This window comes from Stenotrophomonas sp. TWI1183 (assembly GCF_039673115.1).
Lineage (GTDB): Bacteria > Pseudomonadota > Gammaproteobacteria > Xanthomonadales > Xanthomonadaceae > Stenotrophomonas > Stenotrophomonas maltophilia_AA.
The window spans coordinates 85,012-100,485 of record NZ_JBDJKZ010000001.1; the positions used below are offsets into that span (position 1 = coordinate 85,012).

At 66.4% G+C, this 15,474-nt stretch carries 17 protein-coding genes; 8 read left to right on the top strand and 9 right to left on the bottom strand.

Going from position 1 to position 15,474, the window contains the following annotated elements:
- Positions 1-12 precede the first annotated feature (12 nt).
- Positions 13-477, top strand: coding sequence for a flavodoxin (locus tag ABE434_RS00410; RefSeq protein ID WP_346477368.1), 465 nt, complete (start codon positions 13-15; stop codon positions 475-477).
- On the top strand, positions 471-794 hold the full coding sequence (locus ABE434_RS00415) for a thioredoxin family protein (RefSeq protein WP_176988796.1): 324 nt from the start codon (positions 471-473) through the stop codon (positions 792-794). The genes ABE434_RS00410 and ABE434_RS00415 overlap by 7 nt, the downstream gene beginning before the upstream one ends.
- A gap of 52 nt (positions 795-846) precedes the next feature.
- On the opposite strand, the gene ABE434_RS00420 is transcribed toward ABE434_RS00415, so the two are convergent.
- The 3 genes from ABE434_RS00420 to ABE434_RS00430 form a co-directional block, all read right to left on the bottom strand.
- The gene (locus tag ABE434_RS00420) at positions 847-3,840 is read right to left on the bottom strand and encodes a TonB-dependent receptor (protein ID WP_346477369.1); all 2,994 of its coding nucleotides are present in this window, start codon (positions 3,838-3,840) and stop codon (positions 847-849) included.
- A gap of 367 nt (positions 3,841-4,207) precedes the next feature.
- Positions 4,208-4,519, bottom strand: coding sequence for a DUF3817 domain-containing protein (locus ABE434_RS00425; RefSeq protein WP_346477370.1), 312 nt, complete (start codon positions 4,517-4,519; stop codon positions 4,208-4,210).
- A gap of 225 nt (positions 4,520-4,744) precedes the next feature.
- Positions 4,745-5,506, bottom strand: a complete 762-nt coding sequence (locus ABE434_RS00430) for an SDR family oxidoreductase (RefSeq protein ID WP_346477371.1) — start codon at positions 5,504-5,506, stop codon at positions 4,745-4,747.
- Positions 5,507-5,607: 101 nt separating this feature from the next.
- Between ABE434_RS00430 and ABE434_RS00435 the strand changes: the two genes are divergently transcribed.
- The 5 genes from ABE434_RS00435 to ABE434_RS00455 all read left to right on the top strand — a co-directional run bounded on the left by ABE434_RS00435 (position 5,608) and on the right by ABE434_RS00455 (position 10,079).
- Positions 5,608-6,516 carry a LysR family transcriptional regulator gene (locus ABE434_RS00435; RefSeq protein WP_346477372.1) on the top strand — a complete coding sequence of 303 codons (909 nt, stop codon included), beginning with the start codon at positions 5,608-5,610 and terminating at the stop codon, positions 6,514-6,516.
- Positions 6,517-6,693: 177 nt separating this feature from the next.
- Positions 6,694-7,473 (top strand): DeoR/GlpR family DNA-binding transcription regulator, encoded by a 780-nt coding sequence (locus ABE434_RS00440; RefSeq protein ID WP_346477373.1) that lies wholly within the window; start codon positions 6,694-6,696, stop codon positions 7,471-7,473.
- Positions 7,474-7,485: 12 nt separating this feature from the next.
- On the top strand, positions 7,486-8,634 hold the full coding sequence (locus ABE434_RS00445; RefSeq protein ID WP_346477374.1) for an MFS transporter: 1,149 nt from the start codon (positions 7,486-7,488) through the stop codon (positions 8,632-8,634).
- Between the two features lie 112 nt (positions 8,635-8,746).
- Entirely contained in the window at positions 8,747-9,169 is a 423-nt protein-coding gene (locus ABE434_RS00450; RefSeq protein ID WP_346477375.1) for a hypothetical protein, read from the top strand.
- 85 nt (positions 9,170-9,254) lie between these two features.
- Positions 9,255-10,079 carry an isocitrate lyase/phosphoenolpyruvate mutase family protein gene (locus tag ABE434_RS00455; RefSeq protein ID WP_346477376.1) on the top strand — a complete coding sequence of 275 codons (825 nt, stop codon included), beginning with the start codon at positions 9,255-9,257 and terminating at the stop codon, positions 10,077-10,079.
- 6 nt (positions 10,080-10,085) lie between these two features.
- On the opposite strand, the gene ABE434_RS00460 is transcribed toward ABE434_RS00455, so the two are convergent.
- Together ABE434_RS00460 and ABE434_RS00465 are read right to left on the bottom strand one after the other, a co-directional pair.
- Entirely contained in the window at positions 10,086-10,406 is a 321-nt protein-coding gene (locus tag ABE434_RS00460) for a multidrug efflux SMR transporter (protein WP_346477377.1), read from the bottom strand.
- Positions 10,403-10,774, bottom strand: a complete 372-nt coding sequence (locus tag ABE434_RS00465; protein WP_346477378.1) for a multidrug efflux SMR transporter — start codon at positions 10,772-10,774, stop codon at positions 10,403-10,405. Before ABE434_RS00465 ends, ABE434_RS00460 begins: the two co-directional genes overlap by 4 nt.
- A 293-nt stretch (positions 10,775-11,067) precedes the next feature.
- Here ABE434_RS00465 and ABE434_RS00470 point away from each other — a divergent pair, with 293 nt between their 5' ends.
- Positions 11,068-11,931 carry a LysR family transcriptional regulator gene (locus tag ABE434_RS00470; protein ID WP_346477379.1) on the top strand — a complete coding sequence of 288 codons (864 nt, stop codon included), beginning with the start codon at positions 11,068-11,070 and terminating at the stop codon, positions 11,929-11,931.
- Positions 11,932-11,940: 9 nt separating this feature from the next.
- On the opposite strand, the gene cml is transcribed toward ABE434_RS00470, so the two are convergent.
- The 4 genes from cml to ABE434_RS00490 form a co-directional block, all read right to left on the bottom strand.
- Positions 11,941-13,140, bottom strand: a complete 1,200-nt coding sequence (gene cml / locus ABE434_RS00475; RefSeq protein WP_346477380.1) for a CmlA/FloR family chloramphenicol efflux MFS transporter — start codon at positions 13,138-13,140, stop codon at positions 11,941-11,943.
- A 149-nt stretch (positions 13,141-13,289) separates the two neighbouring features.
- Complete coding sequence (locus tag ABE434_RS00480) at positions 13,290-14,219, bottom strand: M14 family metallocarboxypeptidase (protein WP_346477381.1); 930 nt, start codon at positions 14,217-14,219, stop codon at positions 13,290-13,292.
- Positions 14,220-14,295: 76 nt separating this feature from the next.
- Positions 14,296-14,952: an SDR family oxidoreductase gene (locus ABE434_RS00485; protein ID WP_346477382.1), complete on the bottom strand. Its 657-nt coding sequence runs from the start codon at positions 14,950-14,952 to the stop codon at positions 14,296-14,298.
- A gap of 77 nt (positions 14,953-15,029) precedes the next feature.
- The gene (locus tag ABE434_RS00490; RefSeq protein ID WP_346477383.1) at positions 15,030-15,449 is read right to left on the bottom strand and encodes a cupin domain-containing protein; all 420 of its coding nucleotides are present in this window, start codon (positions 15,447-15,449) and stop codon (positions 15,030-15,032) included.
- Positions 15,450-15,474 lie beyond the last annotated feature (25 nt).

Here is a 15,474-nt window from a genome sequence, read left to right on the forward strand (position 1 = left end):
GCGCCCGGGCAGATGCAGATCCTGCTGGCTTTCGCCTCGCTGAGCGGCAACACCCGGGAGGTGGCGACGCTGATCCGGGCGCGCTGCGAAGCGCTGGGGCATCGCGTGGACTGGCTCGACGTCGATGCCGGCGACGTGGCCGCCGTACTGACGGACGCGGCACCCTCCCTCTGCCTGCTCGGTTCCTGGACCGACAACGCCGGGCGTACCCCGGCGGAAATGAAGGACTGCGTGGCCGCGCTGCGTGACCGCTTCGGGTTGCCGCTGCCCTTCCCGGTGGCGGTGTTCGGCACCGGCGAGACCCAATGGGGCGAGGAGTACTACTGCGGCGCCGCGCATCGGCTGGCGCGGTTCTTCACCTCGTCCTGTCCGGTGCTGGAGATCGAGCAGATGCCGCACGGCGCCGAAGATACCCACGCCATCCACCACTGGACCGACACCGTGTTGGCCCACACCACGAGCACGACGACATGCTGACCCTGCACGCCCAGACCCCCGAGGATTACCACGCCGCCCTGCGCGAACATCCCGCCCTGCTGGTGGACTTCCACAAGGACGACTGCCCGGGATGCCGGATGCTGGAAATGTCGCTGGCAAGTGTTGCCGGCGCGATTCAAGACGCTGGCATGACCCTGCTGAAGGTCAGACTCGAAACGGTTGGAGAGGGATTGTTCCGCGAGCTCGGGCTGCGGCAGACCCCTACATTGCTGGTGGTCCGCGACGGTCACGAAACCGCGCGGCTGGCGGGATTCCAGTCGCCGAAGCAGATTCTTGGCGTGCTCGGCGCTGGGTAAATGGCCGAGCCCGGCTCGACCCTGCGCGATGGCAGGGCCGAGCCGAACGGCGTTACCAGTCGTACTGCAACTGCAGCCGCGCGTACCGCGGATTGGTGTAGTACTTGGCCTTCTCGTGATTGAAGAAGTCCGTGATGGTTCCTGTGGAGTCGACGCTGTACTTCGTCTCGTACACCTGCAAGGGCTTGATCGAGTTGAACAGGTTCAGCACCGAGAACTGAACACTCAATCCCTTCAGCGCTGAAGGTCGATAGATCACGGTGGGATCGAGGCTGGCGACCCAGGGCGTGCGGCCGCTGCTGCCCAGGCCAACGACCTCATCAATGTCGGCATTGCAGGTGTGGAACACGCCCGCATAGCCATACTCGGTCCCGAACGTGCCGTAGCCGCCGCCCAGGCAGGTGATCGGCGTGCCGGACTGAACGAGCAGATTGGCACCGACCTGCCACTGATCGGTCAGGTCGTAGGACCCATACAGTTTGAAGCTGTGGCGACGATCATTGAAGAGATAGCCGTCCGCACCGTACATCAACTCTTTGAAGTCGAAGTCCGAGGTTGTGCCGGTGTCGTCCTGCCCATTGGTACTTTTCACCAAGCCTTCGTAGTTGCCGTGCAGCTTGGCCCAGGTGTAGTTCACGCTGGCATACCAGCGCTCACCCTGCCGGTCCGCCGAGAGCGACAGGGCCCGATAGCTGCGCGTGGCCTTCGGACCCAGTTCTTCCCCGGGAACGGTGATGTCATCCGGCCTGCCATCGCCATCCACATCGATCCTCAGCCTCAGGTCGTCACCCGGGTTGTAGATCCAACAGCCCGGGATGCCCGATGGCACCTCCCACGGACTGTCCCAATTGGATACGTCGTAGCCGGCATTCTTGGCGGCGTTGTACAGGGAGCGCGCATCGCAGGTATCGTCGATGACGTTGTTGATCCGTCGGTAGGTCACCTTTGCACCCAGGGTCCAGCCATCGACCCATGGGTTCGAGGACTGGATGCGATGCTCGTAGCCCAGGATCGCCTCATCCTGCGTGTAGGGCTTCAAACCCTTGGAAGCGACTGCCTTTGGATCGGGCGCCGAGCCATCTGCGCCGTTGATGACGCTGTCCCGGCTGCCCCCCTGGTAGGACCCGGTGATGTTGGGCTTGCCAGTGACCGGGTCATAGCCATCGTAGGTGAAGAACTCATCGGTGTAATAGGATGCCGACGCTGCGCGCAGCGACACATTCGCTGCAATGGGCAGTGAGTATCGCCCCAGCGAGCCAAACAGCTTGCTGTTGCCGTCGCCCATCACATCCCATGCAAAGCCCCCGCGCGGCTGCCAGATGTTGTCCTGCTTCACGAAGGACACACCATCGCTGTTCCGGTTGTCGAACGAATCGTTACGCAGGCCGGCGTAGAGCATGAAGACATCATTGACCTGCCAGTGATCTTCAAGGTACCAGGAGCGCTGTTTGATCCCGATGGTGCCACCAGTGCGGAAGTTGGTCTTCCGGGCGAAATTCTCATAGAGGCGCCAGTAGGCACCACTGGAGTACGCAGTGCCTTGGCGGGAGTTCCACTCATCGTTGCTGTAGCCGAATCCGAGCCGATGCTCCGCCAGTTGCCACGTCAGATCCACCATGGCACTGGTCCGCTCATTGGTCCCATTCTTGATGTCGATCTGGCTGGTGACCGCGCAACCCACCCGCTTGCCAAGCACGTTATCCACCACGTAGGGGCAATCGCCATCGGGGCTGGAAATATCGCCGTCATAGTCCGAACGCCTCCCATCCGGACTGATCGTGTAATCGGCGTTCTTGTTGCGCATCTGACCGTAGCGGATGCTGGCCGTCAGCGCGTCACTGAGATAGCTCGTCCATTGCAGGATATGCGTCGTGCCGTCGCGCTCGCGGTAGAGCCGGCCCAGGTAATCCTTCTTGGTGGCTTCAGCGCCCGGCTCATCGCTGTCGTAGGCAGCCGTGTAATTGTCGTAATGGTAGCGGCGACGGTTGCCGAAACCGGTGTACTCAAGGTGGTTGTCGTCATTGAGATACCAGTCCAGCTTGATCAGCCAGTAGGGATCCTTGGAGGTGTACTCCTCCGCGGTGGTTGAGAGCGACGAGGGTGGACGAGGCTTGGTCGGATCCTGGGGCGACCGCGGCCCGCTGCCCGTTCGCCCGCCGTAGGTTTCGCGTTCGGAGCGACTCATGCTCCCCAACGCGAACACAAACAGCTTGTCCTGGATCAAAGGGCCGCCTACCCACGCAGAGGCGACGTCACTGTTCTGGCTGTTATTGTCGTAAGAGCGCAGCAAGGTGCCGTCTGCGCGCAGGGTGTCCGGCTCATTGCTCCGCCACGCATCCGGGGCCGTGGTCCAGCTGAAGCCGCCCTTCCATTCATTGGTACCGCGTTTGACGTTGACGCTGGTTACGCCTCCGGTGGAGAAACCATAACGGGCACCATAGCCGCCCGTCTGGACGTCCAGCTGATCAATCGCCTGGAACGGGACTTCGGAGAAGCTGAGGCTGTCGAACAGGTTGGTTACGTTGAAGCCGTTGACGTAGTAGCTGTTCTCGGCGGCCGACGCGCCGCCGAACGAGGCGGGCCCGAAGTAGCCGCTGCTGGCCACCGTGCCGGGCGTGAGCAGAGAGACGCTGGTGATGTCGCGACCGACGGGCAATGCGTTCAGTTGTTCGGCAGTGAACGTCGTCCTGGACTCGACACTCCCCAGATCAATCGTCGCCCCCAGCTGGGCGCGAACGTTGACCGTATCGAGCGTTGCCGCACGGCCCATGTCCGCACTGGTGGTCTGGCCCGCAATCACCGTGACCACGAGGGTGCGTGCAGCGCCATTGGTGCCGGTTGCCTCGACCTCATACCGACCCGCACCCAGCGCACCGATACGGAACCTGCCGTCGGCGCTGATCGAGCTCTCGCGCGTCACACCCGAGTCCAGGTTGCGGACACGCACCTCGCCACCGGTGAATTCAGGAGCGAGACCGCTGATGTCACCTACTGTGCTCTGTGCGAATACCTGCGCGCTCAGCAGGGATGAGGTGAGCAGGAGCATGCGCAGGCCTTTCCTGCGGACAACACGATCAGGGATAACGGACGTAACGTGCATTGATGCGCCTCCATGGGTATCCAGCCGAAGCTGGTCAAGGGGGCATGAACGTAGACCTGTCTGTCCTGTAGGCGCGCGATGGTTCGATTGATAGATGCGATGCTGTGATCGTCGTTTGGAAATCGCACTGGTTTCAGCCTGCACCCGTGACGGCAGACTCATTGCGATTGCGACGTCGCGCATTTCTCCCGGCGTCGCTGCTGCGTCGCCGCATCTCTGCGCAGGTTGTCAGGCGTCGCGTTCAACCAGTCTTCGAGGCGACAGATGGTCAACCACTGGATGACCACCCATCAATGCTGCGGACGCGCGCGCTTCACTTCTTCCGTGCGATCGGCGCCGACAACAACCCGCGACGCTTGAACCACCACTCCAGCGGCAGTGTGACCAGCGGCGGTACCGCCGCGACCAGCGCCAACAGTGCCGCCCACCATGGCCAGCGCAGACGGATGGCGGCGAGCACCGACGCAACGACGTAGACCATGAAGGCCACGCCGTGCACCGGCCCGAAGATCTTGACCCCGACCGGGGTCGGATCGGCCGCGTGATACTTGAGATACATGCCGATCAACAGGCCGGCCCAGGTCAAGGCTTCAACGAAGGCGACCGTGGCGAATACGCGGCCCATGGGGCTGATTGGCGACGCATGCTTCAAGAGGGGCTCGGGGTCGTAACGGAAAGGACCCGCATCATAGCCAGTGACGGCGAGTGATGCGAATCATTCTCAGCCATGCATGAGGGCGTCGCGACCAACGGTCGTGACCCACCGTTTAGGGCGCTACGACCAACGGTCGTGACCTACCGTTGGACGCGCGATGTCGGCGCGGCCGGTCGCAGCGCCGCCGCAAGACCTTCAGACAAACATGCCGCCCGATGCCTCCACCCGCTGCGCGTTGACCCATGCGGTCTGCGGCGACAACAACGCCACCGCCACCGGGCCGATGTCATCGGGCTTGCCCGGCCGGCCCATCGCGGTGACCGCGGACACCATCGCGTTGACCTGCGCATCGTCGCGCACGCGGCCGCCACCGAAGTCGGTTTCGATCGCGCCCGGCGCGAGTGTGTTGGCGCTGATGCCACGTGCGCCAAGCTCCTTCGCGAGGTAGCGGGTGAACACTTCGATGCCGCCCTTCATCATCGCGTAGGCCGAGCTGCCCGGCAGCGAGAAGCGCGCCAGTCCGCTGGAGACGTTGAGGATGCGGCCGCCGTCGGCGATCAGCGGCAACAACGCCTGCGTCAGGAAGTACGGGCCCTTCAGATGCACGGCGACCAGCGCGTCGAACTGCGCGACCGTGGTGTCGGCAATCATCGCGTGCAGCCCTTCGCCGGCGTTGTTGAGCAGACCCTGCAGGTGGGTCTCGCCCCACCCGTCCAGCACGGTGCGGACCTGGCCAGCGAAGGCAGCAAACCCGGCGCTGTCGGCCATGTCCAGCGGAACGGCCGCAGCGCGACGCCCCAGCGCCTCGATCCGGGTGACCACCTCCTGGGCTGCCTCGGCCTGGCTGCGGTAGGTGAGCACGATGTCGGCGCCATCGGCGGCCAGCGCAAGGGCGGCATTGCGGCCGAGGCCACGGCTGCCGCCGGTGATCAGAACGATTCGGCGTGCGTTGCGCATGTCAGTCACCTGCTTGGATAAGGAAGGTCAGCGTATTGGCATTGCAGACCGGCATAAATCAGCGGATGCTGATTTGACTGTCCATACTTCACGAACAATCCATGGATCGCCTCGATCAACTGCGCTGCTTCCTGCGGGTCGCCGAACTGGGCTCGTTCACCGGCGCGGCCGACAGCCTCGGCCTGCACAAGGCCAGTGTGTCCCTCGCCGTGCAACGGCTGGAAGCGGAGGTGGGCGTGCAGCTGCTGCACCGGACCACGCGCCGGGTGCAGCTCACCGCCGATGGCGCCCAGTTCCAGGCGCGCGCGCACGATCTGCTGCACGAGATGGACGACCTGCAGGGCATGTTCCGGATCGATACCAGCCAGTTGAAGGGCCGCCTGCGCGTGGACATGTCCAGTGGGCTGGCCCGGCAGCTGGTGATTCCGCAGCTGCCGGATTTCCTGGCCCGGCATCCGGGGGTGGAGATCGAGCTGAGCGGTACCGACCGCCGGGTCGATCTGATCCGCGAAGGCTTCGACTGCGTGCTGCGGGTCGGCCCGCTGGATGACAACACGCTGGTTGCCCGCCCGCTCGGGCATCTGCCGATCATCAACTGCGCCAGCCCGGCGTATCTGGCCGCGCGCGGTACACCCACGACGCTGGACGATCTGGCCGGCCACGCCCTGATCCACTATGTCGGCACCCTGGGCCAGCGCTCGCCCGGGTTCGAGTACCCCGACGGTGAGGTCTATCGCAGCCTGCCGATGGGGGGCGCGGTGACGGTCAACAGCGGCGATGGATACACCGCGGCGGCGCTGGCCGGGCTGGGCATCATCCAGGTGCCACGGCTGGGCGTGCGCCAGGCCCTGGCGGCGGGCACGCTGGTGGAGATTCTCACCGGAGTGAAGGCCGAGCCCATGCCGGTCACGCTGCTGTATGCCCAGCGCCGTCATCTGCCGCGCCGGGTGGCCGCGTTCATGGACTGGGCGGCGGCGGTGATCCGGCCGGAGCTGTTGCCGATGGCATGAGCGGGAGGCACGGGCGCCGGCTGAACGATCCAGCACATATCGGCATATACGTGCATATTTAAGCAGACACATCGGCAGACTCTGCTACAGTGCGGACCACATACAGGCACTCCAACGCACATAGCTGCACATTCGTGCAACGTGATGAACCGCCTCCGCCCTGACCCGAGGTTACCCATGACCACCCAGGACGCCCTGCCGGGCGAACGCCAACAGACCATCCTCCGCCTGCTGCGCGAACACGGCCGCGTGATGTCGGCGCAGCTCGCCGTCGAGCTGCAGGTCTCGGAAGACTCGATACGCCGCGACCTGCGCGAACTGGCCGCGCAGGGCCTGTGCCGCAAGGTGCATGGCGGTGCGCTGCCGGCGACGCCGACGTTCCCGGCGTTGGCCGAGCGCCACGAAAAGGACCACGAGCGCAAGCGCGCCCTGGCGCGGATCGCGGCCGCCCAGGTGTTGCCCGGCGAGCTGGTCTTCCTCGACGCCGGCTCGACCAATACGGTGATCGCCACCTGCCTGCCCGAGCATCAGGGCATTCGCGTGGTGACCAACGCCCCGGATATCGCGCTGGCATTGATGAGCCGCCCGGGCATCGAGGTCACGCTGATCGGCGGCCGCATGGACCCGCGCATCGGCGCGACCGTGGGCGCGCAGGCACTGGACGCGATCCGTTCGCTGCGCGTGGACGTGTGCTTTGTCGGCACCTGCGCGGTGGATGCCGAGGCGGGCATCTGGGCGGTGGATGGCGAGGAGGCGACACTCAAGCGCGCCCTGATTGCCGCCAGCAGCCGCTGCGTGGTCGTCGCCACCAACGACAAGCTGGGCGCGCAGGCCGCGCACCGGATCGGCGATGTGGATCAGATCGACCTGCTGGTCGTGGAAGCGGACGCGCCGGCGGCACAGGTCGCGGCGTTCGAGCGCCGCGGTGTCGCCCTCCAGCACGCCGCGCAGCACTGAGGTCCGGAATCCATGTCGACGCGTTCTGCTTCTTCGTCCCTCCTCGCCCGTGGCCAGCAGCACGCCACCCGCGCCGCCTTCTTCCTGCCCGGCTTCGCCACCGCCGCCTGGGCGCCGCTGGTGCCGTTCGCCAAGAACCGCACGGGCCTGGATGAAGGCTCGCTGGGCCTGGTGCTGCTGTGCCTGGGCGCCGGTTCGCTGCTGGCGATGCCGATCGCCGGGATGCTCGCCGCACGCCACGGCTGCCGTGCGGTGATGATCGCCACGCTGGTGATGGTGATCGCCACCCTGCCCCTGCTGGCCATCGCGCCCTCGCCGCTGACGTTGGGGGCGGTGCTGTTCGTGTTCGGTGCGGGCGTCGGCGCCTGCGATTGCGTGATGAACATGCAGGCGATCATGGTCGAGCGCGACAGCGGCCGGCCGATGATGTCCGGCTTCCACGCCTTCTACAGCATCGGCGGCGCGGTTGGTGCCGGCGCGATGACCGGCCTGCTCACGGTCCATCTGCCGCCGTGGCTGGTGTGCCTGCTGGCCTCGGCCGTGATGGCGGCGCTGCTGGCGATCTCGCTGCCGTACTGGCGGACCGACAAGGCCCCCAGCGATGCGCCGATGTTCGCGGTGCCGCACGGGGTGGTGCTGGCGATCGGCGTGCTGTGTTTCGTGGCGTTCCTGGCCGAGGGCTCGGTGCTCGACTGGAGCGCGGTGTTCCTGCATGAAGTGCAGCAGGTCGACCCCTCCCGCGCCGGCCTGGGGTATCTGGCCTTCGCCATCGCGATGACCGTGACCCGGCTGGTCGGCGACGGCGTGGTGGCCCGGCTCGGGCGCCATCGTTCGATCCTGATCGGCAGCCTGGTGGCGGCATCGGGCTTCGGCCTGGCGACGTTTGCGACCTGGATGCCGCTGGCCCTGTGCGGGTACGCGTTGGTCGGCCTCGGCTGCGCGAACATCGTCCCGGCGCTGTTCTCGATGGCGGGCAACCAGAAGGTCATGCCGGAAAGCCTGGCCATTCCGGCGATCACCACGCTCGGCTATGCAGGCGTGTTGGCCGGCCCGGCCCTGATCGGTTTCGTTGCGCAGGCCAGTAGTCTGGTGTTCGCCTTCAGTGCGGTGGCGGTGACGCTGGTCTGCATCGGGCTTGCGGCACGGTGGGTGCGGGCCTGAGAGCCGAGCTCCGCGCCGTGTCGTAAATAACGCGAACACACTGCGAATTCGACTGTTGTCGCTTTTGCACCTTGTGTATCGCACACAGCGATGGAAGATTGATGTTCCATCAGTGAACAAGGACATTCCAATGCAGACCGCCACGCTCCGCACCGTTGATGTCGATGGGCAAGGCCATGAGTTCACCGTGCAGGGGCCGTTGATCCGTCACCCGTATGCCGCGTTCCATGTCGGGCCGAAGGATGGCTCCACCGATATCCAGTTCGAGCTCACGGTGGACATATCAGAGCCAAGCGCACGTGTCGTGCTGATGAACAATCAGGGTGAACCGTACTATGCAAAGAAGGGGATCGCTGAAGCCGCGATCCTGCATGCCGCCACCGCACTGAACATGCCCGTCCGCTCCAACACCGCCACCATGGACAGTCCCGAGGGAAATGCGCGTGAGCCGGCCGCGACCAAGGTCTGGCAGCGGCTGGTGGCACAAGGCAAGGCCCGTTACGCAGCGGAGCAGGACGTCTTCCAGACTACCTGAGCCTTATCTGCAGCCGCGCGGTGCAGCATGGGCGTCGCGACGGGCGGCGTTACCATCGGGGGTAACTGCCCACCGGATGCGCACCATGACGGCCCTGCCCTTCGATCCCCGCCCGCGCCGCGCGGCGTTCCGCGCACTGCATGAGGACGGCTGCTTCGTGCTGCCCAATCCGTGGGATGCCGGCAGCGCACGCTATCTGCACAGCCTCGGCTTCCAGGCGCTGGCCTCGACCAGCTCCGGCTATGCGTGGAGCCAGGCGCACGCCGATGGCACGCTGACCCTGGACGAAACGCTCGCGCATCTGCACAGCCTGGCCGCCGCGACCCCGCTCCCCATGAATGCCGATTTCGGCGATGGCTTCGGCACGCTGGAGGATGTCGGCCGCAACGTCACCCGCGCCATCGCCACCGGGGTGGCGGGCATTTCCATCGAAGACGCCGGCCCCGATCCCGCCCATCCGCTGCGCACGCTGGAGGATGCCGTCGCACGGGTACGGGCTGCACGCCGTGCGATCGACGCATCCGGCGAGGACGTGCTGCTGATCGGCCGCGCCGAGAACTTCTTCGTCGGCCGCCCGGATCTGGACGATGCGATCACCCGCCTGCGGGCATATGCCGACGCCGGCGCGGACTGTCTGTACGCACCGGGCATCAGCACCCGCGAACAGATCGAGGCCGTCGTGGCTGCGGTGGCGCCGCGTCCGGTCAACCTGCTGGTCGGCAGCGCACTGCCCTTCACCCTGCAGGATATCGCCGGCATGGGCGTGCGCCGGGTCAGCGTGGGCGGTGCGATGGCGCGTACGGCCTGGGGCGGAATGATGCGCGCCTCGCAGTTGCTGATGGACGAGGGCCGCTTCGACGGGTTCGCCGACGCGGCCTCCGGGGCGGTGTTGAATCAGTTGTTCCGCTGATCAGGCTCAATGGCTAGACAGCACCACCACCGCACCCGTGACCAGCGCGATCCCCACCCAGCCGATCGGGCGCAGGCGGTTGCCGAACAGCACGCGCCCGCAGAGGGCGGTGCCGATCACCCCGATGGCGCCCCACATCGCATAGGCCGTGGCCAGGTCCATGGTCTTGACCGCCTGGCCGAGCAACGCGAAGGCAATCCAGACCAGCCCGATCGCGGCAACACCCCACGCCGGCTTACGGAAGCCATCGGACTTGGCGACCATCATGTTTGCGGCGATGTCGATTAGCGCCGAGCACAGCACGAACAGGAACGCGGTGAGATTCATGACGTGTGCTCCTCGCCGAGGGTGACGCAGACGATGCCGGCCGCCGCCATCACCAGCCCGATCATCTGCTGCACCGAGAGGCTGTCCTTGAACACGACAATGCCGACCAGCGTGAGCAGGGTCAGGCCGAGGCCCTCCCACACCGCGTAGGCCACACCGACCGCGATGCCGCGCACCGACAGTGCCAGGAAGCAATACGAAATGGCCAGGGCGACGGCCATGACGACATAGCCGAGATGGCCGCCATGACGGGCGGCATCGGCCATGAACGAGGTACCGACCACTTCGGCGACGATCGCCACGGTCAGGCAGGCCCAGGCGATCAGACCGCCACGGGCACGGGGTTGCGAATGCACCTGTGTGTGCATGGAAAGCTCCTTGATTGCGGCCGGCACACACCGGCGGAACGCCGGGCACCGGGGCATCGGCCGGGATGGCGGATGCACGTGCGTCGCTGCTGGCCGGGTGACCTGGCTGCCGACACCCGGTCGGCACTGGCGGCACCGTCGGCACCGTCGGCACCGCATCGGCACCCGACCGGTAGGTACCGACCGTTGGTCGGTACACGCCAGCCGGGCCATGGCACCCAAACGACGCGCCCATTATCATCGCCTTTTCCATCACTCCAAAGATGGAATCCATCGACAAAGGCGATACATCCATGCGCTACGGCCCCGAATCCCTGCACGCCTTCGTCGAAGCCGCCGCACTCGGCTCGTTCTCCGCCGCCGCCCGCCGCCTGAAGAAGACCCAATCGACGATCAGCACCGCGATCGCCACGCTGGAGGCCGACCTGGGCCTCACCCTGTTCGACCGCAGTGGCCGCTACCCGGTCCTGACCGAAGACGGCCGCAAAGTGCTCGGCCATGCGCAGGAAATCCTCGCCGCCGCCGATCGCCTGGAGCAGCTCAGCATCCGGCTGGCCGACGAGGTCGAACCGCGCCTGAGCCTGGTGTTCTCGGATATCTACCAACTCAACCCCGACCAGCATCTGCTGCGCCGGTTCGAGCAGCGCTTCCCGGATATCGAGCTGGAATGGCTGGATGCCGAAGGCAGCGATGTGTTGGACGTGGTGCAACGGGGGCGCGCCCATCTCGGGCTGATCCCGCATCAGCCGGCCTACCCGTCCGAACTGGCCGTGCGTGCCCTGCCCCTGCGCGCGGACATGGCCATCTTCGTCGCCACCGGCCACCCGCTGGCGGCGCTGCCTGCGCCCGACGAATCGCATCTGGCCAGCCACCGCCAGATCTGCCTGAGCGGCGATGCGGAGCGCGAGGGCCACGCACGCGGCCGCACCTGGTCGGCGTCGGATTACCTGATGGTGCTGGAGATGGCCGAGGACGGGTTCGGCTGGGCGGCGTTGCCGCGCTCGCTGGTGACGCGCTATGGCCGGGGCATGCTGGTTGAACTGCCGCTGCCCGGGTGGCCGCGGCTGGTCTCCATCGATGCGGTGTGGCACAAGGGCACGCCGCTGGGGCCGGCGGCGCTATGGCTGCTGGATCAATTCCTGCTGCCGGCCCCCTGACGCGCCCCCTCAGGGCGCTGCATGCTCCCTGCGCTGCAGCGCCGCCAGGGCGAGCAGCACGACGACGGCCATCCCCAGCGGGAATACGATCAGCGGCCACGCTGTGTCCCCGGGCAACGCCAGCACCACCGCGGTGCCGGCTACACCCACCAGCAGGCTCTCCACGCAGAAGTACACCGCGACAGCCAGGCCCGCCATGTCGTCGAACGCCTTCAACGCCCCATTGGCGGTCACCGCCACGGTGACCACGATGCCGACGGCCGACACCCACATCGGCAGGATGAACGTTACGAATGACGGCCGATCCAGCCACTGCCCCGCGACGAGCAGGACCGCCCCCATGGCCAGCAGTCCCATGCCACGCGCCAGGCAGCCGCCCTCGCCCCAGCGCATCACGCCACGACGGACCCAACGGGTAGTGACCACCATCACCAACGCCACCGTGGCGAACGCCAAGCTGAAGGCCAGCGGTGCGTAGCCCGCGCGCTCGATGAGGACACGCGGCGCGGTGGAGAAGAACACGAAGAACGTGCCCATCGCGGCACTGAAGCCGAGCGTGTAGGTCCAGAACCGCAGGCTGCGCAGCACCCGCCCGACGTGTCGCGGCGACGCATCGGCCCGGCTGGGGCGGGTTTCATGCCAGCCACGTGCTGCATTCGCCAGCGCAAGTGACGCAACCAACCCCAGAGCGATGAAAATCGCGCGCCAGCCCCACCCCCCGGCAAGCAACGCGCCGAGAATCGGTCCCAACGCCGGGACGAAGGCAAGCATCGCGCTGAACACCGCGTAGATCGTCGTCCCTTCTTCACGATGGGCGTAGACGTCGCGCACGGTGGCAAAGGTCGCGACCAGCATCGCCGAGGCGCCCAGTGACTGCAGCACGCGGAACGTGATGAACATCGGCACGTCCGAGGAGGCGGCCATGCCAATCGAGGCGACTGCGAACAGCGCTCCTCCTCCAAGCAGGACCGGGCGCCGGCCGAGCCAGTCGGCCAGCGGGCCGAACAACAGTTGCCCCACGCCCAGCAGCACCATGTAGACACTCAGGGTGAGCTGGATGACTGCCGGCGTGGTGCCGAGCACCCCCGGCATCTCAGGTACCACGGGGAGATAGATATCCATCGCCAGCGAGGCCAGGAGATCGAACGGTGCCATCAGCCAAAGCGCTGCAGGCAGGGTATGGGTCCAGACAGGATTTCGAGCAGACATGCGTAAACCTCCGCGCAGTGAAGAACACAGCGCAGCGTCTGTCCTATCAGGCAATGCCGTTCGACAGAGCGCCGCAACAACGACCAGGGTTGTTGCGGCTTACTCGTCCGAGGACTTGGCGTTTCCCATACAGTTACTCCCAGGCCGGATCAGCGGCCGACTGGATGTGCGATAGCGTAATCGATCGCCGCGCAGATCGCTGCCACCTGGGCGTCGTTGCACTGCTGCGGCGTGGCACGCGGGCTGTCCGGGTACACCTCGGTGGTGGTGGTATACCTCGCGCCACTGACACTGGCGCACAGGCCCAGTTTTTCCAGCGGATACTCGATCACCCCCGACGCCACCACCGGCGAGCCGATGATCTCGCCCCTGTCGTCGGCCGGGGCGATATGGGTCACCCGCTCGACCGCCGCATTGACCGCGGTCTGGAACGCAGGCTGCGGGTTCTCACTGTCATCGACCAGATAGAAACCATCGGGAATCAGCCCCGGTTCGAACGGCTTGCCGTCGCGTGCGGCCAGGGCCGGGCGGAATTCGGTCTCATCCGTGTCGGTGGTTTCGTGCAGGTCGATATGCATCGCGATGCTGCCGCGCAGCGGCGCGACCAGGGCCATCAGCGCCGCGGATTCGGCCGCCGGGCTGTTGGCCATGAACGAGCGGTTCGGATCGATCGCATCGGCGTTCCAGCGCTGGATGCGCTCGTAACCCCAGGGGCTGACGCAGGGCACCACCAGCAGGTTGGCGCGGCCGGCATACTCCGCTGCGCGGGTCTGCAGGAACTGCAGCGCGCCCTGCACGCCGCTGGTTTCGTAGCCATGGATGCCGCCGGTGACCAGCATCGTCGGCAGCGTCGGATTCCAGTCGCGGCTGCGCACCGCGAACAGCGGGTACTGGTCCGGCGCGTAGTCCAGCGTGCCGTACTGGCTCACATCGAACGCATCGCGCAGCGCGTCGACCGCTGGCAGGACATCATCGGCATAACGCCGTTGCGGCACCTGGCGGGCACGCCACTGCGACTTCTCCGCTGCGCCCCAAGGCTGGCCGGGGGTGCCGATGGGATAGAAGGAGGCGTCGTTCATGTCGTGCTCGTCTGTGTTGCGGTGTGGAAAGGCGATTTTACCATCGCCTTCCGCCGCGACGCGCAGGACTGCCCGCTTACGTCCGGGCAAGCTGCGCGATGGCGTCCTCCGCCGGCCGGTCGCCTTCGGTCAGCTCGATGATCGTGCGGCGCACCTCGGGGTGCTCGACCAGCGCGACCAGCGTGGCAGCCACATCGGCGCGTGGGATATCGCCGTACGCAATCGCCGGGCCGGCGCTGACGTGGCCCGTGCCCGGCGCATCGCTCAAGGTGCCCGGGCGCAGGATCACCCAGTCCAGATCGGTGGCGGCCAGATACACATCGGCGCGCTTCTTGACCGCCATGTAATTCTCGAAGCCCTCGCCCATACCCTTGTTGCGGCCCGCTTCCGGGAATGCCGAGACCAGCAGGAAGCGACGCACGCCGGCCTGCCGGGCGGCATCGACGGCAAGTTCCAGGCCGCGGCCATCGATGGCGTTGGTCACTTCCACGCCTGCGCCACCCGCACCGGCGGTGAACACCACCACGTCACTGCCGGCCATCTGTGCGGCCAGTGCAGCCACGTCGGTGCTGGTGAGATCACCGGTGACCGGCGTAGCGCCCAGTGCCTCCAGTTCAGCGCCCTGCCCGGCGCGGCGATGCAGTGCGAGCACGCGATGCTGTTTCTCGGCCAGCTGCTTGACCAGATGGCGGCCGACCTTGCCGGCCGCGCCGACGATGAAGACAGTGCTCAAGACGGTTCTCCTGTTTCAATCGACCTGCAAGGGTACGCAGGCGGATGTGACACGACCGTCCCGACGCGCGCCGGCGTTCAGCCGCCGCTGTACTGCGCGTCGCTGACCTGCTCCATCCACGTCACCGGCGAACCGTCGACCGCTTCTGCGATCGCGATATGCGTCATCGCGGTAGCGGCCTTCGCGCCATGCCAGTGCTTGACGCCCGGCGGGATCCAGACGATGTCGCCGGGTCGGATGTCGCGCGCGGGCTTGCCCCATTCCTGCACGCTGCCCACGCCGGCGGTGACGATCAGGGTCTGGCCCAGCGGATGGGTATGCCACGCGGTGCGTGCGCCGGGCTCGAAGGTGACAGTGGCTCCGCCGACCCGTGCGGGCGCATCGGTCTGGAACGGTGCATCGATGCGCACCTTGCCGGTGAAATAGTCCGCCGGACCAGCCGCCGAGGCGGCGGTGCCCGCGCTGGTGATGCGGATGGGCGCGGTTTCGGTGGGCATGGCGCGATCTCCTGAAGGAACGGCG